Source organism: Corynebacterium jamesii (genome assembly GCF_046097395.1).
GTDB lineage: Bacteria > Actinomycetota > Actinomycetes > Mycobacteriales > Mycobacteriaceae > Corynebacterium.
The window spans coordinates 2,409,309-2,426,208 of sequence record NZ_CP175789.1 but is presented as its reverse complement, the minus strand read 5'-3'; the positions used below and the strand labels follow the sequence as shown (position 1 = coordinate 2,426,208).

The following is a 16,900-nucleotide window of genomic DNA, read 5'->3' as shown; positions in this document are numbered from 1 at the left end:
CTACGTGCAGGTATCGGCCTGCTTGCCGTCGTTGTAGTCCTGCAGATCCTTGATCGCGTCGTCGAGCGTATCGACCTTCAGCAGGGTAATTCCCTCCGGCGGCTCGTGGACGGCCTCGGCGCAGTTCTGCTCCGGCACGAGGAACACCTCTGCACCGGCCTCCTTGGCGGCGGCGATCTTGTGAGTGATGCCACCAATGGGGCCGACCTTGCCTGCGGCGTCGATAGTTCCGGTACCGGCGACGAACTTCCCACCTGTCAGTTCCTCGGGCGAGAGCTTATCGACAACCGCCATAGAGAACATGAGGCCAGCGGACGGGCCGCCAATGTCGGTGAGGTTGTATTCCACCTTGATGTCGCCGCCGGGTTGGGCGACAGTCGTCACGCCCAGAAACGCGGTGCCCTTCGGGTGGTCGCCACGCACATCCTCCGGCAGCTCGTCGAGCTTGACCTCGATGTCCTTTTCCTTGCCCTGGCGCTTGACGGTGATGGTGACCTCATCGCCCGGGCGGTGGCCCTTGATTTTCTCGGACAGTTCGCTGGGCAGCGTAATCTTCTGGCCATCGACCTTGGTGACGATGTCGTTGACCTCGATCTTGCCCTGCGCCGGGGAGTCCTGGGAGACTTCCAACACCATCGTCTCCAGGGGCTTGTTCAGGTGATTCATGGCCGAAATCGTGGCGTTGGATTCCGAGTTGGCAAAGGCGGCAGCGTTCTGGCGCTGCACCTCTTCCGAGGACTTTCCAGAGGGGAAGACGTGCTCGATCGGAACCAGGGTGTCGTCCGTGGTGAACCAGCGCTTCAGGGCCTGGGCGAGGGTCATGTTCGTACGCACAGACACAGTGGTCATGTTCAGATTCCCACTGGTGGGGTGGGTTTTCGCGCCGCTGATTTCCACGACTTCGCGGCCATCGACTTCGCCCAACGTATCGAACGTCGGCCCGCTGCCCTCTGCGGCATAGGGGACGGTCAGGTCGATGTCTGTGCCCGGGATCGACGGCAGCCCGAGGAGGGAAAAGATCGCCACGACGGGCACAGCGCCCACGACGACGGTGCGATTTCGCCTATTCCAGAATTTCACCCGCCTAACTTTACATGCATCCTCTGCCAGGTTTGCCCACCCGGGGCAGCTCGGCGATGTTCGCTCTCAGCACACGGAATTAGGCGCTACGGCAGCCTTTCGAGGTCGTTTTCGCCCTGCAACAGTCGGTACGGTGGGATACATGAGTAAATTCGGCTTTGGCTTCCACGGCCCGCACGATTCCGATGACGACCGCGACAAGGACCGCGATAAGGACAACCACCGCGGCGATAACGGTGATCACGAGAACAACGGGAACGACAGCAACCCGTTCGGCTTCTTCTTCGGCGGCCCGATGGGCAGCGGCGGCGCCGGCGGTATGGGCTCCGGCGGCATGGGTGGCAGCATGGGCGCTGGCAACCTGGGCGACATCCTGAACCAGTTCGGTTCTATGCTCTCCGGCTTCGGTTCAGACATGAATAGCTCCGAGGGTAAGGGGCCGGTGAATTACGCGCTGGCCAAGCGCACCGCCCGCCAGCGGATCGCGGCTACTTCCAAGGACACCACTCCCAGCCACAACGATTCCCAGGCGGTGGCCGACTCTGTGCGTCTGGCCGAGCTGTGGCTGGACGAGGTGACCAACCTGCCCGCCGGCGCGTCCGGCTCCGTGGCCTTCAGCCCTGCGCAGTGGCTGGACGAAACCTTCGAGACATGGAAGCGTGTGGTCACTCCCCTGGCCGACAAGCTAGGCGATGCTGCGCTTGGCGGTGTGCCGGAGGAGATGCGCAGCCAGCTCGGCCCGCTGGCGGGAATGATGAAGCAGATCAATGCCATGAACTTCGGTGCGCAGCTGGGCAACACGCTGGGTGAGATGTCCACCGACGTAGTGCTATCCACCCAGTGGGGCGTGCCACTAGCGCAGGGCGATACCGCCGCCATCGCCACCGAGCACCTGGACACCATGGCCAAGAAGCTGGGCTGCGAACCGCGCGAGGCGCTGATCTACCTTGCGGCCCGCGAGGCCGCACACCTGCGCCTGTTTAAGCACGTGCCGTGGCTGGTAGAGCGCCTCATCCTCGATGTTGAGGAGTTCGCCGCCGGCCTGTCGCTGGACTACTCCGCGATCGAGGAGGCCACCAGCGAGTTCACCCCGGAATCCATGAACGACCCCGCGAAGATGCAGGAAATGATGGAGCGGATGCAGGGCCAGGATCTCTCCCCCCAGGTTGTCTCTGCCAACGCCCACGCCCGCGAGCGCCTGGAAACCAGCCTGTCCCTCATCGAAGGCTGGGTGGATTATGTCGTGGGCTCCGCCTTGAATTCGCGCATCCCCAGCGCGGCCATGATCGGCGCCGCCTGGTCTGAGTTCCGCAACAACGGCTCTCCTGCGATGGATGCGCTGACCAAGGCCGTCGGGATCAGCTTCACTGCTCCCAAGGCGAACGAGGCAGCCGAGCTGTGGCGCAAGCTGGATGACGCTGTGGGCGTAGCCAAACGCGACGGTGTGTGGGACCACCCCGATTTCCTTCCGGTGGCCTCCGACCTGGACAACCCCGCGGCCTTCATCAGCAACGTGGCATTCGACGAGGACGAAATGAAGGACTTCAACCCCATCAGCGAGATCGAAAAGCTAGAGCGGGAGCTCAACGAGAAGCGCGACGAAGACGGCGACAGCGACAGCGACAGCGACGAAAAGTAAGGCAGAGAGTAAAGAGAGTAACTAGCCGCGCATCCCCCAGCGCTTGAAAGCCTCCAGGTACCCCTGCGCTTTCTCCAGCTGCGGGGTGCGTTCTTCCCAGCGGTGAAACTCGGCCCCGTGGTTCGGCACGAAAGTATGGATCAGTTCGTGGATGATCACCGCATCGAGCACGTAGCCAGGCACATCCTGCAGTTGGTGGGCGATGCGGATGCGCTTGGACTGCACCGAACAACTACCCCAGCGCGTGTTCATATTCGTGACGAACTTGATCTCGCCGATAATCGCACGGCTGCCGAGGTACTTGTTGTTGAGCTTTGCCGCGCGCTCGGCGAGCTCGTTGTTGCCTATTGTGTGACGCCGACTTTTCAGCGCCTTACCCACCAGCTCTACGCTGATCTTGCGCAGCTCGGCCTCCCCGATGGCCGCGGGCGACATCACCAGAAAACCATCGCCCTCCTCCCGCACGGCGACCGTCTTTTTGCGACGGGTGGACAGGCGGATTGTGACGGGCGGAACTGTGGCTTCAGCGCCCAGCTGCAGGGCCAGATCTCTTTGCACCTCGCGGGCCAGCTGCTGCGGATCTATCGCGCGGGACCGGAGGGAGGGGGCCACAAGAACATCCTTTCCACCAGCGAAGACCATGTTGCGCTGCTAGGGTGAGAGGCGACTGCACAGCGCGCACGGGGAGCGCGACTGCCTAGGGGGTTTAAAAGGGGAATGCATTCATGCTAGAGCTTAACCTGCCGTCGAGCACAGCCATCCTGGCCAGGCCGACGATTGGTCTGCAGTTCGGGGTGCTGCCGCACGAGTCGATGATCCTGCCGTTGCCGAAGAGCGTGAACCCCGGCCAGGTCGCGCACGTATTCGCGTTGGCACGCGGAGGGATCGAGTTCGACGAGCTGCACCAGAAGCTGGGATACTGCGGGCTGAAACCGGAAGACGCGCGGCTGATGCTTTCCGAGATGGTGCAGGCGAAGATCTTGCGCCCCTCCCAGGCGGGCGTGGAGTTCCACGTACTGGCCTCCGGAGTGGCCAGCGAGCGACTGGAGCCCGTGCTAGAGGCGTTGAGCTTGCGCTTCCGCATCACCTCTTCACCCAGCGAGGCCCGGCGGTCGCTCATGGTTCTTCCCGGCGCGGTGTTTCCCACTCCCGACGTGCAGCACGCGCTGATGGTCAACCGTGTGGCCCACTACCCTGCCGGGATCGTGGATGGCCGGTCGGTATTGGGCCCGTTGGTGGTGCCCGGCGTAACGCCGTGCCTGGCCTGCGCGGACAGTTACTACGGGCAGATCGACGACGGCTGGCGCGGAGTGCGACTGCAGGCGACGGGCAGACCTGGCAGCACGGAGAGGCACCTGATCCAGGCGGCTTCCACGCAGTTGGCGATGATGGTGAACGAGCACGTGCTGCCCTGGTGGCGGGCGCAGCGGGAATTCATCCGGATGCGCCGGAAGGCGCGCGTGCAGCAGGAGGCACCACCGGAGGTGCCGGCGATCCCGGAAGTTCTTACCCAGCGGCGCCTGGTGGACTTCGCCACCGGAGCCGCGCACACATATCAGGTGCCTTTCGACGATAATTGCCTCTCCTGCCGGGCGGTGCGGGTGTAGTGGCTGTCGAGTGAGGCGGTAACGCGCAAGGCACAAGACGTTTTAGGCGTAGTTGCCGACGATCGCCAACACGTCCTCGCCAAACTCCTCGACTTTCACCGGGCCGATCCCCGGCACGGCCACCAACTGGTCAGACGTAGTGGGCAGCTTCTCGGCGATGGCGCGCAACGTGGCGTCCGTAAAAATGACATACGCCGGCACCGCCTTCTCCTTAGCTAGGCCCAAGCGCCATTCGCGCAGTTCAGAAAGCAAAAGGTGGTCGGTCTCGGGGGCATGCTCGCCGCACCTGCCGAGGATTTTCAGTTCGGGGCTGCCCAGGCGGGCGCCGCAGACCACGCAGGCACTCTTCGGGGCGCCGAGCTTGTCGCGCTTGATATCGCGCCCCGTACCGCGCTGCTTCGCGATGGCTTCTTCCTGTGGGACTAGCCCGTCGAGGAAGCGAGTGCGGCGGCGGTTCGCCTTGGAGCCCTCCTGGCGGGCCAGCGACCAACTGAGGTGGAGATGCTCGCGGGCACGGGTGATGCCGACGTAGAACAGGCGGCGTTCCTCCTCGATCGCTTCGTCAGCCCCCGCGCCCTTGAGTGCGTGGCGGATCGGCAGGGTGCCCTCGTTGAGGCCGACGAGGAACACCGCGTCCCACTCCAGCCCCTTGGCGGCGTGGATGCTGGCGAGGGTAACGCCCTGGAACTTCGGCGGGTTCTTCGCGCTCATGCGCTCCTTCAGCAACGCAACTACGCCCGGCATGCTCAAGGGCTCAGCGGCGGTGGTGGTGATTTCCTTCACCAGCTCGAACAATGCCTGCAAAGACTGCCACCGGGCGCGTTCCTGGGCGCCGGAAGGCTCTGTGGTGGTCAGGCCTACTGGCACGAGGGCTGCGCGGATAGCGTCTGGCACGTCTTCCGGGGCTGGGTCGTACTTCCTCGCCGCGGCGGCGATGGCGTTCATGCCCTCACGGATCTCGGCGCGTTTGAAGAACCCCTCCCCGCCCTTGACCTGGTAGCCAATGCCGGCCTGTTCTAGCTCGTATTCGTAGTTGGCCGACTGAGAGTTGATGCGGTAGAGGATCGCGATGTTCGCTGGCTCCACGCCCTTGCTGATCAGCGTCTGGATTTCCTTGACCACCGCCACGGCCTCGGCGGGTTCGTCCGGGTGCTCGTGGAACTGCGGCTGCGGGCCGGCGGGGCGCTGGCCCTCCAGCTTTAGCCGGGTGCCCGCCACCCGTCCCTTCGCCTTGCCGATCACGTTGTTGGCCAGGTCCACCACCTGTGGGGTGGAGCGGTAATCGCGGTGCAGGCGGACGGTGGTGGATTCTGGGTACTTGGTGGTGAAGTCCAGCAGGTACTCCGGGGTGGCGCCGTTGAAGCTATAGATCGTCTGGTTGGCATCGCCCACCACGGTGAGGTCGTCGCGGTCGCCCACCCAGGCATCCAGCACGCGCTGTTGCAGTGGCGTGACGTCCTGGTACTCGTCGACGACGAAGGTACGGTAGCGGGAACGGAACTCGTCGGCGATGCCGGTGTTGGATTCGATGGCTGCTGCCATGTGCAGCAGCAGGTCGTCGAAGTCCAGTAGCATGCCCTCTGGCGTGGCCTTCAGGCTCTCGTAACCCTGGAAGACCTTAACGAAGGTCTGGGGATCCACCGGGCAATCGCGGCGGCGGGGCTCGACGAAATCCGGGTAGTCTTCGGCACTGATGAGGGAAGATTTCGCCCATTCGATCTCCCCGATAAGGTCCGCCAGCATAGCCGTGCTAGTTTCCACCCCGACGGCGCGGGCGGCGCGAGAGACGATGCGAAACTTATTATCCAGCAGCGTCCACGGCAGATCCCCCGCGTAGGCGGGCCAGAAGTACTTTAGCTGCCGCATCGCGGCGGCGTGGAAGGTCTTGGCCTGCACCTTGGGGATGTTCATCAGAGCCAGGCGCTCGCGCAGCTCCGCGGCGGCGCGGGCGGTGAAGGTGACGGCCAACACGTGGTCCGGGTTCACGAAGCCGCCGTCGACGAGGTGGGCAATGCGGTGGGTAATGGTTCGGGTCTTACCGGTACCCGCACCGGCGATGATGCTCACCGGCCCGCGTGGAGCCGAGGCCGCCCTCGCCTGTTCCGGGTCTAGTCCGTCTAGCAGGGAGCTCACTCAAGCACCCCTACTTCATGCCCAGGATGTCGTCGGCTCCGGGGTTGGAGCGCACGTACAGCACACGGTCGCCCGGTTCGATGGTTTCGGCTTCGGAGGAATCGATGCGGTACAGCTCGCCGGAGCGCACCACGCCCAGCACCACGTCTTCCAGCACGCGCGGGTTGCCGCCGACCTCTTCCTCGCTGACCAGCCTCTCTGCGATGGAAAAGCCTTCGTCCGGGGACAGCAGATCTTCCATCATCTCCGTCACGGACGGGGTGACGGTGGCCAGCCCCATCAGGCGACCTGCAGTTTCGGAGGAAATGACTACCGAATCGGCCCCGGATTGGCGCAACAGGTGCGAGTTATCGGATTCGCGCACGCTGGCGACGATGGTTGCTGATGGCGCGATCTCGCGCACCGACAGGGTGATCAGCACGGCAGTATCGTCCTGGTTCGGCGCCACGACGACGGCGCGGGCGCGGTTTACTCCGGCGAGTTTCAGCACATCGGAGCGGGTCGCCGAACCCTGAACCGTCACCAGGCCCTGCGCAGATGCCTGATCCAGCACCTCCCGGTCCGTATCCACGACCACGATCTGCGAGGGCGAGACACCGTCGGCCAGCAGGGCTGCGATGGCAGAGCGCCCCTTGGTGCCATAGCCGATGACAATGGTGTGGTTGCGCATTTTCTTCCTCCAGCGGCGAATGTTGAACGTCTTGCGGGACTCTTCGGTAAGGACCGACAGTGTAGTGCCGACCAGCAGAATCAGGAAGACCAGGCGGGCCGGGGTGATGATGAGGGTGTTGACGATGCGCGCGTTTTGCGTCTGCGGCGAGATATCACCATACCCCGTGGTGGAAAGTGATACCGACGCGTAATAGAGGGCGTCAACAAACGTCTCCATCCCTTCGTAGCCGTGGCGATCGAAGTAGGCCAGGCAGGCTACAAACAGCACCAGCAGGAAGGCATAGAACATCCGTCGGATGATTAGCCACCAGGGGCTCTGCTCCACCGACGTCGGGATTCGGACGATGTTGAGTAGCGCGTGCGGCGGTAGCTCGTCGACCTCATCGTCGGCGCGGAAGCGTTCGCGCAACCGATCCTTCATCTACGTCCTCTCGTCACTGCTCGTCGTGGTCGTGGGTCGTCTTCTTAGTGACGCCCCCAAGCATCCCTTCGAGCTCGTCTGCAGACAGTAGTGTACGCGGTTCATAGGTTTCATTGGCCGCGACATAGTGAAACGCAGCCCGGACGTTGTCGGCAGGCACCTTTACACCCATTTTCGCGCTGAGCAGCTTCGCCCACGCAAGCCGGTAGACGGCCAGCTGCATGGCGGCTGCGTCCATATCCGCGCCAGTGGGTTTGCGCCCGGTCTTCCAGTCTACGACGATCCAGCCGTCGGTGGGGTCGTCGCCGTCGTGGAAGACCGCGTCGATCCGCCCTTCGAACACGTGGCCGGCGATGGTGACGGAGTAGGCACCCTCCACGCTCTCCGGCTGACGGTCAGCCCACTCGGAGCGCCGGAAGGCTTCTTTCAGCGTTTCGAGGTACGGGTCTTCCAGCGTTGCATCGGAGGCGCCGGGGAGCTGCTCTTCGTCCAGTAGACTGACCTGCTTGTAATGCTCCTCCACCCAGTTGTGGAAGGCGGTGCCGCGCTTGGCGTAAGGCTTGGGCTCCAGCGGGATGGGGCGGCGGGCACGCAGGGCAAATTCCTGGTCGTCCTTGCGTAGGCTCACGGCCTCGGTGGCGGTCATGCGGACGTTCAGCGGAACCACCAGCTCGGCATTATCCATCGCGGAGAACTCCTCCAGCAGCAGGGCTGTCTCTAGGTCCCATGCCTCGGCGAGAGTTGTCGGCGCTTTGCCCGCAGTGGCGCCTGATCCGAGCTGATGCTGTGCATGTCGGGCGTGTTCTGCACGTTGCGCGGGCACGGCTGCGATTTCCTTGCGCACCTGCTCGGCGGCTTCGGCCATACCAGGGGTCGCCATTGCGGGCGCGGGACTGGGCCAGCTAGCGCCGAGGGAGACGACGGCATCTCGTTCTTTGCGATCCTCTTGAAAGTCCAGGCGCTCGCCATTGAGCTGCGGGGTGGGCAGCATGAGCTTGTCCTCGATCGGCAGGTCTGGGTTCTTCAGCATGTCATCCAGATCCTTGTAGTACTTGCCCATATCGGACCACCGTTCCACGTTGCCTTCGAGGCCGGTGCCTTGCATGTACTCGCGAAGTAGGGAGAGGCAAATGGATGGATCGTTGCCCTTGACTGCAGACTCCTTAAAGGCTGAGCCGCTGACGTAGAGCACTCGCTCGGAACGAGTGATAGCCACGTAGAAGAGTCGGTCGTTTTCCTTGGCCCGGAAGCGGCTGACCTGTTTGTTGAACTCCTTATATACCTTGGTGTGCCCCGTTCGGTCCGCTACGCCTTCCATAGACAGTTTCGGGTACGCTCCCGGGGTGTTACCGGCATCGCCGCGCAGGCTGCTCGGCATAACCTTTGCGTTGGTGGTCCACGCGGACTCGCTTCGTGGTTGGGAGTAATCGCCGTAGCGCTCGCGCGAGGCGTGCGGCACAGCGACAATGTCCCACTCCAGCCCCTTGGCTTTGTGGACGGTGAGGATCTGCACGGTGTTGTCTTTCCGCTGCACTTCACCCGGGTCCAGGCCGTCTTCTTCCGCATGAGCCGCCAGGAGGTACTCCACCAGCGCCTTGGGGTTGGCGGTATTAACGCGGGAGACTTCGCGTACAATCTGCGCGAATTTGTCCAGGTGGCTCGTGCCAATCGACTGCTCGGGCCGGCGGTGCCAGCGCGTGAGAACTTCCGTGCGCACTCCCAGCATCTTCTCGATGTCAGCCACTAGGTCTGGCAGGTTCTTACCCAGGCTGTGGCGGCGCAGGTAACCGAGCTCCCTGCCGAGCTGCGACAGTCGCTTGGTGCCCTCTGCCGACATGCCCATCTCCTCAGCATCAGTCAGATCGGCAAGCGCATCGATCAGCCCCACCGTGTACTCGGTGGGGTCCGGGATGGCCTCTAGCACCTGCTCGATGAGTTCTTCTCGCAGACCTGAAGAGCGAAACTCGTCCATCTTTTCTTGCCGTATCTGGGCGACGGCTCCAGCCAGCGCAGCTGCATCCCCGGCATCATCGGAGTGATTAGCATCGGCGGCATCCTTACCGTCTGTCGCAGCGGCCCCACGGGCTACGATTTGTTCTGCCCGTCGCGTAAGAACTGCGAGGTCGGCGGCGCCGATGTTCCATCGCGGGCCTGTCAGCAGACGCAGCAGAGCCACGTCATCCGTCGGATCCACCAGCACGCGCAGAGTGGCGAACACGTCCGCGACCTCGGGAATGTCCAGCAGCCCCGGCCCGGCTGTCATGTCCGCGGGCACCCCGCGCTCCACCAGTTTTTCGTAGATCGGTACTGCGTCCTTGTTCACCGTCACCAGCACAGCGGCGGAAAACGGCTTGACCTTAGTCAGGTCGTCGGCCATCTCCAGCTTCCGTTGGTAGTCCTCCCACTGCGACTGCAGTTTGTCGGCCAGCCAGTCGAGTTCTGCTTCGCGCTCATCGAAGAACGCTATTGCTGTTTCGCCCGCTGCGGCTCCGGGGCGGGGCCGCAGTTCGGAAACCAGGCGCCCGGTGCTTTGGCTGCTGCGTTCCATGGACCAGGTGGAAACCTTGTTAGCCATGTCCAACACAGTGGTGGGGTTACGCCAGGAGGTCAGCAGCTCTAGCTTTGCCGCCGGTTCGCCGTTGGCATCGGGGAAGTCCGTGCGGAACTTCTCCAGGTTGGAGGCCGTTGCCCCGCGGAATTGGTAAATGGACTGCATGGGGTCGCCCACCGCCATCGCGGAGAACTCGCCGTCACTCACGGCCTCACCGCCGAACAGCGAACACAGCATGATGCGCTGGGCGTGGCCAGTGTCCTGGTATTCGTCCAGCATCACCACGCGGAAGCGCCGTCGTTGTTCCTGGCCCACAATCTCGTGGTCGCGCACCAATTCCGCGGCCTTGCTCATCTGTTGCCCGAAGGTCAGTAGGTCGCGCTCCTGCAGTGCTTCGCGGTATTGCTGCACTAGGCTCAGCAGCTCGATGCGATACTGCTGGGCATTAAGAAATTTTTTGTTTTCGTTTGTGAACTTACTCTCGGTACTACCCCTCGTAGACAGCTCTTCCAGCGATTCCTTCGCTGCGTTGCTCTTCCTCTCGACCTCATCCGCGGCCTTCAAGTGGTTGTCCATCTCGTCTGACAGCGCACACACATCTGCGATGACGGTCGATACGGCTCTGTCAACGGTCACTGACGCGCTAGAGTTCAGCACCACATCGCGGGCTACCATCCACCGTTCTGCGTTCGTGATAAGCCGTGCTGCGGGCTCCGAGGGGATCAACAGGCCGTACTCGCGGACGATATCGCCCGCATAGGAGTCGTAGGTCGCCACCGCCGGCGCAATGTTCTTTAGCACCTCCCGCCGCGGATCATCTGCCGACAGCTGGTCCATGAAGGCGCTGCCCGCCAGGGTTTGCAAACGCTGGCGGATGCGCTCGCCCAGCTCGGCGGCGGCCTTGCGGGTAAAAGTCAGGCCCAGGATCTGCTCGGGGCGGGCGAAGCCGTTGGCCACCATCCACACGGCACGCGCCGCCATCGTTTCAGTCTTTCCCGCACCAGCGCCGGCCACGACCAGGAAGTTGCCGAATGGTCCAGCTTGGATCACGTTAGCCTGCTCGTCCGTCGGGGCGAATTTTTGCCCCATCAGCTGGGATAGCTCCTGGGGGCTAAAAATGTGTCGGTTGCTTTCCACTTAAATCACCTGCTTTCCTTCGGGCTGTGCGGGGCAGATCGCCTTGAATCCGCAATGTCTACAGCCATCGTTTGGCATAGCGAGGTATTGCGGCCCCGCCGTTAACGGCGCCACCGCCATCAATTGATCGTGCACTTCACTCAGTTTTTCCTCTGTCAGCTCTGCTTGCGGCTTCGTGATCGTCGTGCTCGTAGCGCCGGGGAAGACCAGCGCTGCCCCTCCCGGCCGGTAGTTTTGCCCGGTGCCCCCCGGGTGTGTGTTCATCGTCAGGAGGAACTGGTAGGCACGAAGCTGCGGGCTTTCCTCTGCCACCTTCTTCGACACTGCGGTCTTTCCGGTCTTGAAGTCGATCACCTCTGTCAGCCCGTCCTGCGGGTTCGTCGCCAAAAGATCCGCCCGTCCGCTCAGCGTTACCTTTACCCCATCGGGTGTCTGCCCGACGTGGGCTCTAAGCGTTCGCTCGGTCTCTAGTTCGAACTGTTGTTCCTTGTAGTTGGTAATGAAACCGTGCAGTTTCTTGACGCCACCTTCCCAGCGCGCCACAGTCTGGGCATCCTTCCACTCTGGCCCGTCGAGCACGTGCGGCAGGATCGTCCGTACGGCCAACTGAGCTTCGTCAAGCTCCATTCCGTGCACGATCTGCTCCGCGATAGCGTGAATGACAATGCCCACACGCATCGGCTCGGTGGTTTCGCTGACCCCGCCGTTACTGTCCAGGAACGTGCGCAGGGCGCAGGTGCTCCAGCCTTCCAGCTTGGAGGGGCTCAGCCGGACCGCGTCTCCCGCCAGTACCTGTGCCTCCGTGGATGGCTCGGCCATGCCCCACCAGTCCTCCGGCGCGGCACCGTGCACCCCGGCCTGCGCCATCTTCGCCAGGTTCCGCACCGCCGCGCGACGCTCGTGGCCGGGACGGTCGGGATCGGTGGCTGCATCCCGCAGCTCTGCTATCAGGGATTCCAGTGCCAGCACACGCGGCAACGTACCCGCGCCGACCCCGGCGACCGCGTGGCCTGCGGCTTGTTCTGCCTCGCCGGTTGTAGCCAATTCCGTGGGCTCCACGCCCATCTCGGCGATGAAGCGCGAGGGTGCCATCGCCTCGTCACCTGAGTTTCGGACGCTTGTCACGTGCACACTATCGGTTGCGCGGCTGAGTGCCAGCAGGAAGAGCCTGCGCTCCTCCTCGATGGCATCGTTGATGCGTGCCACCGGCACGCTCGGGTCGATCCCCCGGTCCAGTAGGTCCACAAGCTCCAACTGGCCGAAAAGCCCGCCGACGGTCGGGCCGGTCGGCCATTCGCCTTCCTGCACTCCGGCGATAACCACCACCTTCCACTGCCGCCCGGCCGCTGCGTGGGCGGGCAGGATCTCCACCGCCCCGGCGCGCACGCCGCGTTGGTCGCGCCCGCCGGTGGGCACCTTCTGGGCGCGGAGGTTCTCCACGAAGCTCTTCACCTGCGCATGCGGGTTGCGCTCCGCGAAGTCGCCCAAAATATCAAACAGGCTCATCACTGCGTCCAGGTCCGCGTCGGCCTGCGCGCCGAGCGATCCGCCCTTCAGCGCTTGCGCACGCAAGTGCATGTCCAGCTTGGTGGCCTGCCAGATCTTCCACAGCACCATCTCCGTGCCCTGGCGGTTCTTCCACGCCTGCCGCCCGGCCTCTAGCACGGCGGATACGCGCTGGATGACCTCCTGCTCGCGGGGGCCGCAGTGGCCAAGAATCCACTGATTGTCCGGATCGTCGGGGTGGTTCAGCAGCTCCGTGACGTAGTCCGCGGCCTGGAAGGGCCTGCCGTCCTCGTGGGCTCGAAGCGACTGCCCGGTCATCTGCGCGGAGCGGATGGCCAGCGCCACCGCGCGGTGTACGCGGCGCACCATCACCGGATCCGCGCCGCCCACGCTGCCTTCCAGCACACTGTGCATCTCCGCGACAGTGAGGTCCCGGTAGCTCGCCTCTGCGGCCAGCAGCAACATCCGCACCAGGGGTTGTTCCGCCAGCACCACGGAGGTCGGATCCACCTTCACGGGCACGCCGTAGGCCATCAGCGATCTGCGTATCCGCGCAATACTTCCGGTGCCGCGCACGATCACCGCGATGTCGTCCCACGCAACCTGCTGTTCGATGTGCGCGCGCCGCACGACATCCACAATTTTCAGCCGCTCCGCCGTCTCCGTCGGGGTGATCGTCACCTGCACAGTCTCGGCGCCTGTGGAGCCTCCACCTGTCCCCTCCCCCGAACCGGCGGAGCGCAGCTCCACGCGGCTCAGCTGAGCTCCCAGGTGCCTACGGACGGCGTTGACCGACTCGGCCGCAGGTGGCGTCAAACGATAAGAAGCACTCAAAACCACCCGGTGGTCCGGATCCTGCGAGTAGGAGTCCAGGAAAGCCTCATCGGCACCGCGGAAGTGGAACACACACTGGTCCGGGTCGCCTGCGATGAGGGTCCGGGTCCCCGGCACCATGAATCTTTCGATCAGCCGGGCGGAGGCCGGGTCCAGGTTATGCGCGTCGTCGACCAGCAGCAGCTTCACCTTCTGCCGCTGCCGCTCGACCAGCTGTTCGCCCTCCGGCTCCTCAAAGGCGGCCAGGGTCGCGTGCAGTAGCTCGGAAGCGTTCAGGCTCTCCGAGCGGCTCAGGCGCTGGACCTGCTGGTATTCCTCCTGGAAGCGCCCCGCGGCCTCCCACATCGGCCGGTCGTGTTCGACCCCTAGCTGCCGCAACTGCTGGGCTGATAGACCACGCTCGGTGGCACGCAGCAGCAGATCACGCAGCTGCTGGGCAAAGCCCGCGTAGCTCAGCGCGGGTACGACGTTGGCGGGCCAGTACCGATTACCGTCCTCCGCGGTGCCACGCAGAATCTCACGAACCTGCATGTCGTGCCCCGCACCCGTGATAAGCCGTGGCTGCTTCTGGCTACGCAGCGCTTGTACACTGCGATAAAACGCGAAGGCCCACGAGTGCACCGAACGCACAAACGTGCCGGACGCAGCGTAGTCGCCCTCCCCCGCCATGCGCTGGTACAGCGCTGCGCGCACGGCCGTTGCAGCTTCCTTCGACGGTGCAAAAAACATTATCTCGGACGCCGATCCCCCCTGCAGCAGAAAGTCCCGCGCTGCGGCGATCAATAGTGAGGTTTTACCTGTGCCCGGCCCGCCCAGGATCGCGTAGGGCAGAGAATAATCAACCTGTGTCGAGCCTTCGACGAGGGCGCCGGCGAGCCCGTCGAAGCGCTCCTGATCCGCTGTTCCATCGGTAGGCTGTCCCAGCCGGACTTTCGGTTTTCCGTTGGCGCCGAGGCGCTTTTCTAGGTCGTTGTTAGGGTTTTTAGTCGAGTTGTTGTGGGCGGTGTGCTGGCTGCCGTGATCCATGACCATTAGTTTGTCATGCGCCTGGGACACCCTCCCCACAATTGCTTATTCCGTGTTCGATTTTTGGTGGTAGCTAGGACTTTCGCACCTAGCTCTCCTGCATCGTCACCCAGGCCGCCACTACATCCGCAACGCGCGCCAACCCCTCCCACGAATCCGGCTGGGAGTTTGGCAGCATCGCGTGCAGGAACAGCCGGTACATCACGGCCCTCAGGACCAGCTGCGGGAAGTCGGGCAGGTGCGCCCAGCGATCCAGCAACGCATCCGGGGCATTGCCCCAAGCCATCGTGTCCACGATCAACAGTGCCACCGTCCACGCCGCCGGGTGCCACGCGGGGTACAGATCCGTGACGATGGGGTCGGCGGTGCCGTCAAAGATGGTGCATCCGGCAATGTCCCCGTGTACCAGCTGATCAGCCTCCTTAATCTGCCCGCGAAGCTCGGCCAGACTCGCGGCTTTCACGAGTGCGGCGGCCACGTCCTCGCGCGGCACACTCTCCGGTGCCAACACTGGGGTGACCCACTCGGCCGGATCCTCGGCGAAGGCCGCCTGGTCCGCCGCAGCGTACAAGTCGTATTCGTACCACTTCTTCCCCGCCACCGGGGGCGCCAAAAACGTCGGCTTCCTTTCGCCACGCAGGGCCTCGTTCAGGCGCAGTGCGGCCGCCACCATCTCGTCGAAACGCGGCGACTGGTGGCCAGACATGAAGGTTCGTGCCCGCCAACCGGATACGCTAAACCGCCCGTCGGACGAGAAGATGGGTCGGGACATAGACACTCCTGCCGGGCGCACCTTCGACATGATCTTGGCTATCCACGCCGCCCGCGCCGGCTCGTCCGCCCGCGATATCACTGCCCGGTCGCAGCGCCACCCCTGGCTCCATTCCTGCTCCAGCAACACCGGGTGTGCGGAGGGCACCTGGAAGCTTGCCAGAATGTGCGCCGGCGGCGGGGAGTTAAAGTCGCTGTGAGAGTCGTCGTTGATCATGGGCTCGCTTACTTGCTCTTCTTGTACCCGAATGGGAAAGGCCACGGGTTGGCCTTGCAGGTGTTCGAATCTTTCCCGAAGGCCTCGTCTGGGTTGATTTTATAGATTTCGGCATTGTTCAGGCTGATGGTTTGTTGCATCATGATCGGCGCCAGCTTGCCGTCCTTCGTGCACGGCTTGTGCGCCTTGTGCCCGATCGCGTGTCCGACCTCGTGGTTAATCACGTACTGCCGGTAGGCTCCCAGGTCGCCATCAAAAGGAATGGCGCCACGCACCCACCGGGCCTCGTTCAGCACCACTCGGCGCTCTCCCGAGTAGTTACAGCTGGTCTCGATGCCATAGCTATCCCCGCAGTCCGCGGCGGTAGTCTCGGTAGAAGTCAGCTGGATCCGCATGTCGGGAACTGCACCCTTCGGCAGCTTCTTTTCGTCCACGTGCTGGAAAGAATACTGCGGGGCCCCTACCCAGGACTTTGGGTTGGCCAGAGTGGCATCCACCATCGCGGCAAAGGCATCGTCGCCACCGTAGTCCGCGGCTCGCACCGTCGTCTCGACTTCCACCACGTAGGTGAACTTCTTCTTACCCTTTCCGACTTTCTTGCCGGGCTTGCCGACAGTGCGGAACTTTCCGCTCCCCTTCTTGGCGTACTTCCCTCCCGGTGGCAGCGCGCCGAGCTTTAGGTCGTCGTAGTCCCCGGATTCGTTACCGTCGGTACCAGCACTGCCATCAGTGCCACTGGCCTGCGCCGACTGCCCTGCCCCATCTTCCCCCTGCGCGCTGTCCGTCGTGGCCAGGCCACGCAGCACGCTATACATCACCAGCAGCGTAACCAACACAAAAGCGGCAGTAATTAGCACCACGCTACGGAAGCTAAACTTCCCGCGTGGCGCCTGTTGCGCCCCCTTCACCGCGGGTGTCTTCCGGGCCGGCGGGATCGGGTGACGCTCCATGTTACTGCCGCTATTCATACAACTAGCCGCTGCTCCTAGCTCACAAAGCCGACGGAGTTCTTAGACTCCGCGCCAACCTCAACGTAGGCAACCTGCGCACGCACCAGCACGTAGCGAGCACCCTTGGCGCCCTCAATAGTTAGGGTCTGGTTGTCTTCGGAACGCAGGAAGTTCTCGATCTCCGCCACGTAGTCGTCCTGCGACTTAGCCTGCTCGCCAGAGGTGTCAATGGTGATTGCCAGCTCGCGGGCGTTGTGTACGAATCCGACCTTGATCTGCATGGGGAACCCTTCCTTCATATTCGTTCTATACTCACGTGCAGTATTGTGACCATCATAGCTACCGCATGCGCGACG

General features: G+C 63.5%; 11 protein-coding genes. 2 read left to right on the top strand and 9 right to left on the bottom strand.

The window, feature by feature from the left end; all coding sequences use genetic code 11:
• A complete protein-coding gene (locus ACKFRT_RS10880) occupies positions 1-1,080 on the bottom strand; it encodes a PDZ domain-containing protein (RefSeq protein WP_408925293.1) in 1,080 nt (359 codons plus the stop codon).
• A gap of 142 nt (positions 1,081-1,222) precedes the next feature.
• On the opposite strand from ACKFRT_RS10880, the gene ACKFRT_RS10875 reads away from it, so the two are divergent.
• Positions 1,223-2,719, top strand: coding sequence for a zinc-dependent metalloprotease (locus ACKFRT_RS10875; protein ID WP_408925292.1), 1,497 nt, complete (start codon positions 1,223-1,225; stop codon positions 2,717-2,719).
• A gap of 21 nt (positions 2,720-2,740) precedes the next feature.
• On the opposite strand, the gene ACKFRT_RS10870 is transcribed toward ACKFRT_RS10875, so the two are convergent.
• Positions 2,741-3,331 carry a SprT-like domain-containing protein gene (locus tag ACKFRT_RS10870; RefSeq protein WP_408925291.1) on the bottom strand — a complete coding sequence of 197 codons (591 nt, stop codon included), beginning with the start codon at positions 3,329-3,331 and terminating at the stop codon, positions 2,741-2,743.
• A 113-nt stretch (positions 3,332-3,444) separates the two neighbouring features.
• On the opposite strand from ACKFRT_RS10870, the gene ACKFRT_RS10865 reads away from it, so the two are divergent.
• A complete protein-coding gene (locus ACKFRT_RS10865) occupies positions 3,445-4,326 on the top strand; it encodes a hypothetical protein (protein ID WP_408925290.1) in 882 nt (293 codons plus the stop codon).
• A 42-nt stretch (positions 4,327-4,368) separates the two neighbouring features.
• Here ACKFRT_RS10865 and ACKFRT_RS10860 read toward each other — a convergent pair whose 3' ends face one another.
• The 7 genes from ACKFRT_RS10860 to ACKFRT_RS10830 form a co-directional block, all read right to left on the bottom strand.
• Complete coding sequence (locus tag ACKFRT_RS10860; RefSeq protein ID WP_296213119.1) at positions 4,369-6,459, bottom strand: ATP-dependent DNA helicase UvrD2; 2,091 nt, start codon at positions 6,457-6,459, stop codon at positions 4,369-4,371.
• A gap of 10 nt (positions 6,460-6,469) precedes the next feature.
• Positions 6,470-7,552, bottom strand: a complete 1,083-nt coding sequence (locus tag ACKFRT_RS10855) for a potassium channel family protein (protein ID WP_408925289.1) — start codon at positions 7,550-7,552, stop codon at positions 6,470-6,472.
• Between the two features lie 13 nt (positions 7,553-7,565).
• Positions 7,566-11,240, bottom strand: coding sequence for a UvrD-helicase domain-containing protein (locus ACKFRT_RS10850; protein ID WP_408925288.1), 3,675 nt, complete (start codon positions 11,238-11,240; stop codon positions 7,566-7,568).
• Complete coding sequence (locus ACKFRT_RS10845) at positions 11,241-14,606, bottom strand: PD-(D/E)XK nuclease family protein (RefSeq protein ID WP_408925287.1); 3,366 nt, start codon at positions 14,604-14,606, stop codon at positions 11,241-11,243.
• Positions 14,607-14,694: 88 nt separating this feature from the next.
• Positions 14,695-15,594: a TIGR02569 family protein gene (locus tag ACKFRT_RS10840; RefSeq protein ID WP_408925286.1), complete on the bottom strand. Its 900-nt coding sequence runs from the start codon at positions 15,592-15,594 to the stop codon at positions 14,695-14,697.
• An 8-nt stretch (positions 15,595-15,602) separates the two neighbouring features.
• Positions 15,603-16,562 carry a DUF3152 domain-containing protein gene (locus ACKFRT_RS10835; protein WP_408925285.1) on the bottom strand — a complete coding sequence of 320 codons (960 nt, stop codon included), beginning with the start codon at positions 16,560-16,562 and terminating at the stop codon, positions 15,603-15,605.
• 17 nt (positions 16,563-16,579) lie between these two features.
• Complete coding sequence (locus ACKFRT_RS10830; protein ID WP_408925284.1) at positions 16,580-16,843, bottom strand: DUF3107 domain-containing protein; 264 nt, start codon at positions 16,841-16,843, stop codon at positions 16,580-16,582.
• Positions 16,844-16,900 lie beyond the last annotated feature (57 nt).

Coding starts and splice junctions, on each gene's coding strand:
- ACKFRT_RS10875 (WP_408925292.1), top strand. CDS start 1,223: ATGAGTAAATTCGGCTTTGGCTTCCACGGCCCGCACGATTCCGATGAC.
- ACKFRT_RS10865 (WP_408925290.1), top strand. CDS start 3,445: ATGCTAGAGCTTAACCTGCCGTCGAGCACAGCCATCCTGGCCAGGCCG.
- ACKFRT_RS10855 (WP_408925289.1), bottom strand. CDS start 7,552: ATGAAGGATCGGTTGCGCGAACGCTTCCGCGCCGACGATGAGGTCGAC.
- ACKFRT_RS10845 (WP_408925287.1), bottom strand. CDS start 14,606: ATGGATCACGGCAGCCAGCACACCGCCCACAACAACTCGACTAAAAAC.
- ACKFRT_RS10840 (WP_408925286.1), bottom strand. CDS start 15,594: ATGATCAACGACGACTCTCACAGCGACTTTAACTCCCCGCCGCCGGCG.
- ACKFRT_RS10835 (WP_408925285.1), bottom strand. CDS start 16,562: ATGAATAGCGGCAGTAACATGGAGCGTCACCCGATCCCGCCGGCCCGG.
- ACKFRT_RS10830 (WP_408925284.1), bottom strand. CDS start 16,843: ATGAAGGAAGGGTTCCCCATGCAGATCAAGGTCGGATTCGTACACAAC.